Raw genomic sequence first — 11,700 nt, 5'->3', positions numbered from 1 at the left:
GGGCGCGGTCGGCGGCGGCACGCCCCCGCCGGTGGCCGCCGCGCCGGCCGCGCCGTTGGGCGAGGCGGCGCTGGGTGCTAGCGGCTCGCCCGGCAGGCCGGCGCGGCGGGTGCCGGACACCTCGCAGGCGGCGAGGGCGAGCAGCGCCAGGGTGGTCACCAGGATCCTCGCGTCCATCCGCAGCGCCTTCCGCATTCCGCCCGGGCGCAACGGCCGGGATGCGGGCGGGTTGCGCGATGCGCGCCCGGGCCCCGGCGGACCGCCGTCCGCCCGCGGCGGGCTGCGCCGCCCCGGCCCATCCCCCGGCGTCGGCAGCGCGACGCCCTGCGGGCCGGCGGTGCCACCCCGGCGCGGCAGGGTTGCCCCGCCCGCCGCCTCGGGCGAGGCTGACGCGGGGCTCGCAAGAAGCCCCGACCGCAAGGGGCAGGGCGCCAGGATGAAGCTCGGACTCTCCATCGGCTATTCCGGCGCGACGCTGGACCTTCCGGTCGCGCTCGTGCAGCGCGCCGAGGCGCTAGGCTATGACAGCGTCTGGACCGCCGAGGCCTATGGCTCGGACGCCGTCACGCCGCTGGCCTTCCTCGCGGCGCAGACGCGGCGCATCCGGCTGGGCACCGGCATCATGCAACTGGCCGCGCGCACCGCCGCCAATGCGGCGATGTGCGCCGCGACGGTCGATTCGCTGGCCGGCGGCGGCCGCTTCATCGCCGGCCTCGGCGTCTCCGGCCCGCAGATCGTCGAGGGCTGGTATGGCGAGCCCTGGGGCCGGCCCTACTACCGGCTGAAGGACTATGTGGCGATCATGCGGAAGATCCTGGCGCGGGAGGCGCCGGTCACGCATGACGGCCGCGAGATCAGCCTGCCCTATCGGGGGGAGGGCGCGGCGGGCCTCGGCAAGCCGCTGAAATCCATCCTGCACATGAACCCCGACATCCCGATCTGGCTGGGCACCGGCAACGAGGCGACGGTCAAGCTGACCGCGGAGATCGCCGATGGCTGGCTGGCGCTGGGCTTCGTCCCGGGATCCATGGCCGAATTCGAGCCCTGGCTGGAGGAAGGCTTCCGCCGGGCGGAAAAGGCGACGGGGCGGGCGAAGACGCGGGCCGACTTCACCGTGCAGGCTTCGGTCCATGTCGAGGTGACGGAGGATGTGCGGGCCGGCCTGGCCAGGCTGAAGCCCGAGGTCGCGCTCTATGTCGGCGGCATGGGCGCGCGGGAGAAGAATTTCCACAAGGACATGATGATCCGCCGCGGCTTCGCCGGGGCGGCCGAGCGCATCCAGGAATTGTACCTGGCCGGGCGGAAGGACGAGGCGGTGGCGGCGGTGCCGGACGAATGGATCGACATGAAGTCGCTGGTCGGCCCGCCCGCCCGCATCCGGGACCGCTACCGCGCCTGGGCGGAGTCGGGCGCGGATGCGCTGACGGTACGCAGCCGCCAGCCGGAGGCGATCGAGGTGATGGCCCAGGCCGCCGGCCTGAACGGGCCGGCTCGGGAGGAAGCGGCATGAAGGTCGGCGTCTTCTACTTCCCCACGGATTACGGGATCGATCCCGGGGAGCTCGGCGCGGCGCTGGAGGCGCGCGGCTTCGAGAGCCTGTTCGTCTGCGAGCACACCCATATCCCGGTCAGCCGCCGGTCGCCCTTTCCCGGCGGCGGCGACCTGCCGAAGCGCTATGCCCATACGCATGACCCCTTCGTCGCGCTGGCCTTCGCCGCGGCGGCGACCAAGCGCCTCGTCCTCGGCACCGGCGTCTGCCTGGTGCCGCAGCGGGACCCGATCGTCACGGCGAAGAGCGTGGCGAGCCTCGACCGCCTGTCCGGCGGGCGGTTCGAATTCGGCATCGGCGGCGGCTGGAACGTGGAGGAGATGGAGAACCACGGCGCCCGTTACGACACGCGCTTCAAGCTGATGCAGGAGCGGGTGCTGGCGATGAAGGCGCTGTGGACCGAGGAGGTGGCGGGCTTCGACGGGGAGTTCGTGAAGATCGAGCCGTCCTGGCTGTACCCCAAGCCGGCCCGCAAGCCGCACCCGCCGGTGCTGCTGGGCGGGGAGACCGACCACACCCTGCGCCGCGTGGTGGGGTTCTGCGACGGCTGGTTCCCACGCGCCGGCGCCGGCTTCGACCCCGCCGTGGCGGTGGGGCGGCTGCGCGCGGCGGCGGAGAAGGCCGGGCGGGACCCGGCGACGCTGACCACCACGGTGTTCCGCGCGCCGCCCGAGGCCGGGACGCTGGCGCGCTACGGCGCGGCAGGCATCGACCGCGTGCTGCTGGAGGTGCCCGACCTCGACCGCGACGGCATCCTGCGGCGCCTGGACGAGCTGGCGCCGCTGACGCGCGCATGAAGCTCGCGCTCGGCCTCGGCCTGATGGAGTACCCCTTCGCCACGGCGGCGGGGTTCTGGCGCTGGGTCGACCTGTGCGAGCAGGCCGGGGCGGATTCCATCTGGCAGACCGACCGCATCGTGAGCCGCGCGCCGATCCTGGAATGCATGAGCGTGATGGCGGCGCTGGCCGGGCGCACGCGGCGGATGAAATTCGGCATGAACGTCCTGTCGCTGGCGTTCCGCGACCCGGTGCTGGTGGCGAAGCAATGCGCCACCATCGACGTGCTGAGCGAGGGGCGGCTGCTGCCGGCCTTCGGCATCGGCAGCCCGCTGGCGCCGGAATGGCAGGCGCTGGGGCTGGAGACGAAGACCCGCGGCCGCCGCACGGATGAGGCGCTGGAGATCGTCACGCGGCTGTGGCGGGAGGACAGCGTGGATTTCGCCGGGGCGCATTGGCGGCTGGCCGGCGCCGCGATCGCGCCGCGGCCGGTGCAGGCCAACCTGCCGGTCTGGATCGGCGGCGGGTCGGAGGCGGCGGTGCGGCGCACGGCGCGCTACGGCACGGGCTGGCAGGCGGGCGGCGAGACGCCCGAGGAAGCGGCCGCGGTGATCGCCGCCATCCGCGCGGCCTGCGCGGCGGCGGGCCGCGCGATCGACGAGGACCATTATGGCGCCGGCTTCGCCTTCTGGTTCGGCAGCGCCGAGGATGCGCCGGCGCAGCGCTTCGCCGCCGCCTATCGCAAGCGGACCGGCCGCGATGCGGCGCGCGGGCTGGTGGCCGGCGATGCCGATGCCGTGCTGGCCCGCATCCGCGCCTATGTCGCGGCCGGCGTGACCAAGTTCGTGCTGCGCCCGGTGGGCGAGGGCGACGAGGTGCCGCTGGCGCAGACAAGGCTGCTGCTGGAGCGCGTGCTGCCGGGCCTGTCCTGACCGACGGGGCCCATCGGTGGCCGGCCGCCGCGGCGGTTCGGGCTCGATGCCGGACGCTCCACCGCTTCGATTCACCATGCGGCGTTCACGCCCGAACGCCGCAGCGCCTTGCTTGCAGGGCGGCTTCCCGCGGCGCGGCGGTCCACGCAAGGCCGCGACCCGCCCTGACGACCCCGGGCCGTCGCGGCGGCGGGCCGGGGTCCGCGTCGGCCCGCCCTCCCGCGATCCGTTCTACAGCGGATTGCGTTCACAATTGAACGCCGCGCCGCTGCAGCGTGTTGTTGTCATAGCAGAGTCACGCTCCGGGCCGTTCACGGCCCTCCGCGATCCGCCCTAGCCGACCATCGCCGCCTTCACCCGATCCGCCGTATAGGGCAGCGCTCGCAGCGGCCGCCCCAGCGCGCGCGCCAGCCCATTGCCGATGGCGGCGCAGACCGGCGCCTGGCTCGCCTCCCCCGCGCCCAGCGGCGGTGCCTCCGGCCGGTTCAGCAGCACGGTGCGGATCCGCGGCACCTCGGGGAAGGTCAGGATCGGGTAGTCGTTCCAGTCCTTCGCCAGGATGCCCTGCGGGTCGAAGGGCACGTCCTCCTTCACGGTCCAGCTCACGGCCTGGATGATCCCGCCCTCGATCTGGTTCCGCAGCCCATCCGGCGTGATGACCTGCCCGGCATCCACCGCGGCCCAGACGCGCGGCACGCGCACCGCGCCGGTCGCGCGGTCCAGCGCCACCTCCGCCACGCAGGCGACATAGGCGGCGACGTTCTTGTACTTGGCGAAGCCAAAGCCGCGCGGCAGGTCGCCCGGCTCCTCCGCGGCCAGCTTCGCCGCCGCCTCGATCACCGCCCGCCCGCGCGGGTCCGGCAGATGGCGCAGCCGGAAGGCGATGGGGTCCTCGCCCAGCGCCGCGGCGATCTCCTCGAGGAAGGATTCCAGCGCGAAGACATTGGCATAGGCGCCGAGGGTTCGCAGGGCGGAGACGCGCACCGGCATCTCCGGGATCAGGTGGTTCACCACCCGCTGGTTCGGGAAGTCGTACAGCGGCACGGCGTTGCGGTCGCCGGCGCCGTTCGGCTGCGGCGTCGCCCGCGGATAGACCGGCGGATGCGGCCGTTCCAGGTGCCAGCTGGCCAGCAGGTTCGATCCCTCCCGCGGGTTCTGCGGCCGGTTGTTGTGGTGGTTGCTCCAGACCTCGTGCCCCCAGTCCACGATGCGGCCATCCGCCGCGACGCCGGCGGTCAGCCGCATCTCCATAGCGGGGTTGTAGGGTTCCCACTGGAACTCGTCGTCCCGCATCCATTGCAGCATCACCGGCCGGCCCGGCACGGCGCGGGCCAGCAGCGCCGCGTCCAGCGCCGCGTCATCGGCGCCGTTATGGCCGTAGCAGCCGGCATTCTGCGCATGGCTGACGCGCACCTTGTCGGCAGGCAGGCCCAGCACGCGCACCAGGTCGCGCTGCAGCGGGAAGGGCCCCTGGGTGTGGGACCAGACCTGCACGCTGCCGCCATCCGCCGCATAGACCGCCAGCGCGGCGGAGGGCCCGATGGAGGCATGCGCGAAGTAGCGCTTGGTGTAGGTGGCCTGGAAACGCCGGACCGCCGGCGGCGCGTCGGCCCGCTTCTCCGACGGCACGCTGTCATCCGTGCGCAGGGCCCGCAGCGATTCGTGCAGCCGCGCCGGGTCGGGCAGCGCCGCCGGCACCTCCCATCGCGCGGCCTCCCGCAGCGCCTTGCGCGCCTTCACCGCCTGCTCCTCGCGCTCCGCCACCACGCCGAGGAAGCGGCCATCCCGCACCACCGCCACCACGCCGGGCAGCGCCCGCACCGCGTCGAGGTCGACGGAGAGCAGCTTCGCCTCGTAGCTCGGCGGCCGGGCGACGCGGCCGAACAGCATGCCGGGAGGGCGCATGTCCTGCACATAGATCGCCCCGCCCGTCACCTTGGCCGGGATGTCGAGCCTTGGGTGGGAGGTGCCGACGATCCGGTGCTGCGCCGCGGGCTTGGGCGCGACGCGGCCCGTCGCCTCCCGCGCGAAGCTCGCCGCCTGCGCCACCTCCCAGTAGCTGGTCGCGGCGCCGCCCGGGGCGCGGATGCTGCCGTCCTCCACCGCCAACGCCGCGGCGGGCGCGCCCAGCCGGGCGGCGGCCAGGTCGAGCAGGATCGCCCGCGCCTCCGCGGCCGCGAAGCGCAGCGCCGTGCCGCCCTGTTCCATGGACTGGCTGCCGGCGGTGAAGCCCTCATCCGGCGTCAGCGCCGTGTCGCCGGAGACCATGCGGATGCGCGACGGCGCGACATCCAGCTCCTCCGCCGCGATCTGCAGCAGCGCGGTGACGGCGCCCTGGCCGATCTCCACCTTGCCGGTGCAGACGGTGACCACCCCGCCCGGCTCGATCCGCAGCCAGGCATCCAGCCGGCGGTTGGTCTGCAGGCTGCCCGGCAGGCGCGGCTGCGCCCCGGCGGGCGCAAGGCTGAACAGCAGCGTCAGCCCGGCCGCCGCCTGGCCCAGGCCGCGCCGCGTGAGTGTCTCGCGCATCGCCTCAGCCCTCCCGCACGGCGCGCTGGACCGCGGCGACGATCCGGTTGTGGGTGCCGCAGCGGCAGAGATGGTCGGCCAGCGCGTTGCGGATCTCCGCCTCGGCCGGTTCCGGCATGCGGTCCAGCAACGCCTTGGCTTCCATGATCATGCCGGGGATGCAGTAGCCGCATTGCGCCGCCTGTTCGGCGATGAAGGCGCGCTGCAGCTTGTGGAGATTGTCGGCGGTGCCCAGCCCCTCCAGCGTGGTCACGCTGCGGCCGGCGACGGCCGAGAGATCCGTCACGCAGGACCGGACGGGCTGGCCATCCACCAGCACGGTGCAGGCGCCGCACTGGCCGAGCCCGCAGCCGAATTTGGCGCCGTTCAGCGCCAGGTCGTTGCGCAGCACATAGAGCAGCGGGGTGTCCGGCTCCGCCGCCACCGTCACGGCACGGCCGTTCACCTGCAGCTTCGTGGGGGCCGTCATGGGCTTCTCCCTTGGACTGTCCTCTGGCCGCCAGGATAGGCCCGGCCCGCTTCGCCCGCGAAGGGGTTCCGCGCTACCCTCCCGGCCGATGCTCCGCCTGATCCTCGGCCGCCTGGTCCAGATCGCCGTCACCCTCGCGGTGCTGTCCGCCGCCACCTGGCTGGTGATGGGGCTGATGCCCGGCGATCCGGTGGACCTGGCGCTTATGGCCGACCCGAACCTGACCGCCGCCGATGCGGCGCGGATGCGGGCGCTGCACGGCCTGGACCGCCCGCTGCACGAACGCTACCTGGCCTGGGTGGCCGCGGTGCTGGGCGGGGAGTTCGGGCATTCCAGGCTCTTCGCCGTGCCGGCGGCGCAGGTGCTGTGGCCGGCGGTCGGCTCCACCCTCGTCCTGCTCGGCTGCGCCCTGGTGCTGGCGGCCGGCGGCGGCGTGCTGCTGGGCGCCTGGGGCGCCGCCCGGAGCGGCGCGGCGCCGGCGGTGGACGGCACCGCCATCCTGGCGCAGTCCACGCCCACCTTCTGGCTCGGCATCCTGCTGGTCATCCTGTTCGCCGTGGAACTCGGCTGGCTGCCGGCGGGCGGCCTGCCGGACGACCGCGGCGCGGCGGAGGCCCTGCGCTTCCTGGCGCTGCCGGTCGCCACCCTCGCCATCGGCAACCTCGCCGGCTATGCGCGGCACGCCATGGCGGCGATGCAGGCGGAACTCGGCGCCCCCTATATCCGCACCGCGCGCATGAAGGGCCTGCCGGAGAGCGCGGTGCTGTGGCGCCATGCCTTTCCCAATGCCGCCATCCCGGTCGTCACCATCCTGGCGCTGGATGCCGGCGCCCTCGTCTCCGGCGCGCTGATCACGGAACAGATCTTCGCGCGGCCCGGCATGGGCAAGCTGATCTACGACGCCGTCATGGGCAACGACTACAACCTCGCCTTGCTGGCGCTGCTGCTGGCCGCCCTCGTCACCATGCTGGCGACGCTGGCGGCCGACATCGCGCAGCGGCTGATCGACCCGAGGCTGTCGCGCTGATGCGGCTCCGGCTCGGGCTGGGCCTGCTGGGCCTGCTGGCGCTCGGCGCGCTGCTGGCGCCGCTGGCGCAGGGCTGGCTGGGGCACGACCCCTTTGCGCCGGACCTGTTCAACCGCTTCGCCCCGCCTTCCGCCGCGCATCCGCTGGGCACCGACGAGCTCGGCCGCGACATCCTGCTGCGGCTGCTGTTCGGCGCCCGGGTTTCGCTGGCGGTCGCCGCCGCGGTCGCGCTGGGCGCGACCTTGCTGGGCACCACGGTCGGGCTGCTGGCGGCCTGGCGCGGCGGCTGGGCGGACGCCGTGCTGATGCGCCTGGCCGACGGGCTGCTGGCCCTGCCGGCGCTGCCGCTGCTGGTGGTGCTGGCGGCAGTGGATACCGGCCGCTTCGGCCTGCCGCGCGGCGAAGCGCTGTCCGATATCCTGCGCATCGCCGTCATCCTGGTGGCCTTCGGCTGGGTGACGGTGGCGCGGCTGTCGCGCGCCGCGGCCCTGACCCAATTGTCGCTGGACTATGTCGCGGCGGCGCGCGTCGCCGGCGCCAGCGAGGCGCGGGTGCTATGGCGGCATGTGCTGCCCAACATCGCCGGGCCGATCGCGGTGGCGACGGCGCTGTCGGTCGCCGGCGCCATCCTGGCGGAAAGCACCCTGTCCTTCCTGGGCCTCGGCATCCAGCCGCCGGCGCCGTCCTGGGGCAACATGCTGTCCAACGCGCAGGAGATGGTGTTCAGCGCGCCGCTGGCGGCGGTGTGGCCCGGCCTCGCCATCCTGTTGGCGGTCGCCGGCTGCACGCTGCTGGCGGATGGGGTGCGGCGGCGGCTGCCGTGATGGCCGCCGCCTTGCCCCATGCCGGACGCCCGACTGCCGGGCGCCCGGCCCGGCGCCGCAGCCCGTGCCGCGACGCCAGGGCCTGCGGCGCGGACCGCCCGGCGATCGAGGGGCCGTTGACCGGTCGCGATCAGCGGCCGCCGGTCATCAGCGCATCGCCTTGGTCAGCTTGGCGGCGATCTCGAACATCTCCTCCGGCGCATAGTCCGGCGTGAAGACGTTGGGCTGGCCGACCAGTTCATGGATCTTGCCGCCATCCGGCATGCCTTCCACCACCTGCAGCTCGCCCGGCGGGTCGCCCGGCAGTGCCTGCTCGCCCTGGCCCCAGATGGCCGCGATGTCGCGGTAGTCTTCCGGGCTGAAGGTGTAGAGCCGGCGATGCGAGCCCTCGGCGAGGTATTTCTGCGCCTCGGGGATGTTGCCCAGCGGGATGTTCGGCGTCGGCAGCATCTTCTCGATCTCGACGCCGGTGAGGTTCTTCAGCGCCAGCGCATAGGCATGCGCGTGCACCGATCCGCGGACCAGCAGGTAGCCGCAGACCTCGCGCCCGGTCGGGTCCGAGAGGGTTTCGTAGACCCGCAGCTTGTGCAGCCGGGCGCCGCATTCCAGGTGGAAATTGTGCAGCAGGTCGAACACCACGTTGCCGGTGGTGGTGATGAAGTCCTTGTTCCAGGACAGGCCGTTGCTGTCCGCCGGCACGGCGCCGCCGGCATGCGAGAAGAATCCGGCGGCGAGCCGCGTGTCCTTCATCGCTTCCATCGGGGCGTTGCTTATGTCGCCGCCGTCGCCGCTGTCGTCGCCCTTGGCGTCGGGGCCGTTGTTCAGCATGGCGACGCCGTTGGAGACGAGCTCGACATGGCCCAGCTCCTCCGCGGTGATGCAGGCGACCAGGCTGTAGAAGGAGGAGAGCTTGGACTTGCTGCGGAAATTGAAGCTCTGGAACAGGTAGTTGCCCAGCGTGGACATCTCGCCGTACTTGCCGCCGAGCAATTCCTGCAGCGCCGCGGCGGCGTTGGGGTCGCGCCGCTTCGGCGCGGGCAATTCGGTCTGCAGCTTGTTGACGCGCAGGAACATGCGGGCTCTCCGGCTTGGGGGAGCCTGTGCAACGGCCGGACCGAAGCCACGGTTGCCTTCCTGCCGCCCGAAAGCGCGCGGCAGCGGCAGCGACGACGGTGGCCGTGCCGCCGCCGCTTGCTGCCGCGCGCCGCGTCAGCGCAGCGGCGGCAACGCCCGCAGATAGGCGACGACGTCGCGCAATTCGGCGTCGCTCATCCGCGCATAATAGGGGAAGGCCATGGGCGGGCTGAGCCGCCCGCCATCCGCCGAGATGCCCTGCGTGATGGCGCGGATCACCTGCGCATCGCTCCAGCCGCTGAGCGCGGCCGGCGTGATGTTGCGCGGCACCACCATGCCGAACGGCCCCGGGATCGGCACGCCGCCGGCGCCGGTGCGCGACCAGTCCCGCCGGCCATCCGCCAGCATCGGCGTATGGCATTCGATGCAGTGGCCGAGCGGCCCGGCGAGATAGGCGCCCCGCGCCACCGGATCATCGGCCGGCGCCGCCACGCCGGCCACCGGCGGCCCGTAGGAAGGCGGCAGCGGCATCGGATAGCTGGACTTGCCCACCGCATTCCGGATCGGCGCGACGCTGCGCAGATAGGCGATGATCGCGGCGAGGTCGGCATCGGCGATGTCGCGGTACAGCTCGATCGGCATCGGCGGGCCGATGGTGCTGCCATCCGGCCGCTTGCCGTCGCGGATCGCGCGGGCGATCTCCGCATCGCTCCAGCGGCCGATGCCGGTCTCCGGATCCGGCGTGATGTTCGGCACCACCGCGCGGAAGGCGCCGGGGATGTCGATGACGAAGCCGCCGGCATAGGCCATGCCGGCGACATCGCCCTGCGGGCCCTTCGGCGTGTGGCAGTTGCCGCAGGCGGCGATGCCTTCCACCAGCTGCCGCCCGCGCGCGACCAGCGCATCGGGCTGCGCCGCGGCGGGCAGTATCGGCAGCAGGGCGGCCAGCAGGCCGCCGATCCAGTGACGCATGCACCATCCTCCCCCGCGACGCCGAAGCCATGAAACGGCGGCGCCGGCGCCGACGCAAGCGCGGACGCTTCGGGATGATGCGTGTCGCCATCACGGTTTCATCCGCGGCGCGGCAGCGACCCACGCCTTGCGCTCGTCATGGCGGTGCGATGCGTCGCGGCGCGGGCGCGGCCCTGCGCCGCCGCAACCCGCCCGCGTGCCGCATGCCGGCGGCTCGCCGCCAGGCATGGCGGCCCCAGCGTGCGGGACACACCCGGGCGGGATCTTGGTGGGCGGCTCACCGGCGCGGCTTCAGGCCGCGGCCCAGGGCCACCGCGGCGTCGCCATACTTCGCCCGCAGCGCCTCCACCGCCTGCCAGCGCGCGGCGCGCTTCGGCGCCAGCGGGTCGGCCAGGTCGCCGCGGTCGGCATCCTCCGCCGGCGCCAGCGGCTGCGCGCCGATGCCGATGAGGCGGAAGGCGGTGCCGTCCGCTTCCTTCGCCAGCAGCGGCCGCGCCGCGGCGAATAGCGTCTCCGGCAGGCGCGTCGGCGCGGGCAGGCGGGCATTGCGGGTGCGCAGCGCGAAGCCGGCGGTCTTGAGCTTGAGCACGATGCCGCCGGCGGCCAGGTCCTTCTCCCGCAGGCGGCGCGCCAGCTTCTCGCACATCCGCCAGAGCGGCGCCTCCAGCGCGGCGATCTCGCGCAGGTCGGCGTCGAAGGTGGTCTCGGCGCTGATGCTCTTCGCCTCCCGCTCCGGCGTCACGGCGCGCGCATCCTCGCCGCGGGCGCGGGCGGCGAGGCCGGGCCCCTCCTCCCCGAAGCGGCGCGCCGCGTCCCGCGCATCGAGCGCCGCAAGCTGGCCGAGGGTGGCGAAGCCCGCCGCCTCCAGCCGTCGCGCCAGCGCCGGGCCGATGCCGGGCAGCAAGGTCACCGGCTGCGGCGCCAGCCAGTCCCGCGCCTCCGCCGCGCCCAGCACGGCGAAGCCGCGCGGCTTGTCGCGCTCGGCCGCCAGCTTGGCCAGCAGCCGGTTGGGCGCCAGCCCGATGGAGACGGTGACGCCCACCTCCTGCTCGACCGAGCGGGCGAAGCGGGCCAGCATGACGGCGGGCGGGGCGCGGTGCAGCGCCTCGGTCCCGCGCAGGTCCAGCACCGCCTCGTCGATCGACAGCGGCTGCACCAGCGGCGTCAGGCGTTCCATCAGCGCCCGCACCTGCCGCGCCGCGGCGGCGTATTTCGCCATCTCCGGCCGAATCACCACCGCATCGGGACAGAGCCGCAGCGCCTTGAACATCGGCATGGCGCTGCGCACGCCGGTGGTGCGGGCGATGTAGCAGCAGGCCGCCACCACGCCGCGCCGGCCGCCGCCGACGATGACGGGCTTCGCTGCCAGCTCCGGCCGGTCCCGCTTCTCGACGCTGGCATAGAAGGCGTCGCAATCCACATGCGCGACGACCAGCGTGAACAGCTCCCGGTGCCGCGCCAGGCGGCGGCTGCCGCAGGCGGGGCAGGCCGGGGCCTCCTCCGCCATGCCGGTGCCGAAGCAGTCGCGGCAGAGGGCGGGCATGGCGC

General features: G+C 73.8%; 10 protein-coding genes. 5 read left to right on the top strand and 5 right to left on the bottom strand.

The features are described 5' to 3' along the window. Positions 1 to 436: 436 nt before the first annotated feature. From E2C05_RS10755 to E2C05_RS10745, 3 genes are read left to right on the top strand one after another with little or no spacing between them, the layout of a single operon-like run. Positions 437 to 1,510, top strand: coding sequence for an LLM class F420-dependent oxidoreductase (locus tag E2C05_RS10755; protein ID WP_133219622.1), 1,074 nt, complete (start codon positions 437 to 439; stop codon positions 1,508 to 1,510). Then, a complete protein-coding gene (locus tag E2C05_RS10750) occupies positions 1,507 to 2,346 on the top strand; it encodes an LLM class F420-dependent oxidoreductase (RefSeq protein WP_133219621.1) in 840 nt (279 codons plus the stop codon). Before E2C05_RS10755 ends, E2C05_RS10750 begins: the two co-directional genes overlap by 4 nt. After that, positions 2,343 to 3,257, top strand: a complete 915-nt coding sequence (locus E2C05_RS10745) for an LLM class flavin-dependent oxidoreductase (RefSeq protein ID WP_133219620.1) — start codon at positions 2,343 to 2,345, stop codon at positions 3,255 to 3,257. Before E2C05_RS10750 ends, E2C05_RS10745 begins: the two co-directional genes overlap by 4 nt. A gap of 333 nt (positions 3,258 to 3,590) precedes the next feature. On the opposite strand, the gene E2C05_RS10740 is transcribed toward E2C05_RS10745, so the two are convergent. Both E2C05_RS10740 and E2C05_RS10735 read right to left on the bottom strand, forming a co-directional pair. Next, positions 3,591 to 5,786: a xanthine dehydrogenase family protein molybdopterin-binding subunit gene (locus E2C05_RS10740; RefSeq protein WP_133219619.1), complete on the bottom strand. Its 2,196-nt coding sequence runs from the start codon at positions 5,784 to 5,786 to the stop codon at positions 3,591 to 3,593. Between the two features lie 4 nt (positions 5,787 to 5,790). Beyond that, positions 5,791 to 6,255, bottom strand: a complete 465-nt coding sequence (locus tag E2C05_RS10735; RefSeq protein WP_133219618.1) for a (2Fe-2S)-binding protein — start codon at positions 6,253 to 6,255, stop codon at positions 5,791 to 5,793. An 88-nt stretch (positions 6,256 to 6,343) separates the two neighbouring features. Between E2C05_RS10735 and E2C05_RS10730 the strand changes: the two genes are divergently transcribed. Together E2C05_RS10730 and E2C05_RS10725 are read left to right on the top strand one after the other, a co-directional pair. Beyond that, the gene (locus tag E2C05_RS10730; protein WP_133219625.1) at positions 6,344 to 7,282 is read left to right on the top strand and encodes an ABC transporter permease; all 939 of its coding nucleotides are present in this window, start codon (positions 6,344 to 6,346) and stop codon (positions 7,280 to 7,282) included. Beyond that, positions 7,282 to 8,106, top strand: a complete 825-nt coding sequence (locus tag E2C05_RS10725) for an ABC transporter permease (protein WP_240046702.1) — start codon at positions 7,282 to 7,284, stop codon at positions 8,104 to 8,106. Before E2C05_RS10730 ends, E2C05_RS10725 begins: the two co-directional genes overlap by 1 nt. Before the next feature lie 147 nt (positions 8,107 to 8,253). Here E2C05_RS10725 and E2C05_RS10720 read toward each other — a convergent pair whose 3' ends face one another. The 3 genes from E2C05_RS10720 to E2C05_RS10710 all read right to left on the bottom strand — a co-directional run bounded on the left by E2C05_RS10720 (position 8,254) and on the right by E2C05_RS10710 (position 11,695). Continuing rightward, positions 8,254 to 9,180, bottom strand: coding sequence for a manganese catalase family protein (locus E2C05_RS10720; protein ID WP_133219617.1), 927 nt, complete (start codon positions 9,178 to 9,180; stop codon positions 8,254 to 8,256). Between the two features lie 135 nt (positions 9,181 to 9,315). Next, a complete protein-coding gene (locus E2C05_RS10715) occupies positions 9,316 to 10,152 on the bottom strand; it encodes a c-type cytochrome (protein ID WP_133219616.1) in 837 nt (278 codons plus the stop codon). A 277-nt stretch (positions 10,153 to 10,429) separates the two neighbouring features. Then, positions 10,430 to 11,695 carry a DNA polymerase IV gene (locus E2C05_RS10710; protein WP_133219615.1) on the bottom strand — a complete coding sequence of 422 codons (1,266 nt, stop codon included), beginning with the start codon at positions 11,693 to 11,695 and terminating at the stop codon, positions 10,430 to 10,432. Positions 11,696 to 11,700: the final 5 nt, after the last annotated feature.

Source organism: Paracraurococcus ruber, assembly GCF_004353985.1.
GTDB classification, from domain to species: domain Bacteria; phylum Pseudomonadota; class Alphaproteobacteria; order Acetobacterales; family Acetobacteraceae; genus Paracraurococcus; species Paracraurococcus ruber.
This window is presented reverse-complemented; position numbering and strand designations above follow the sequence as displayed.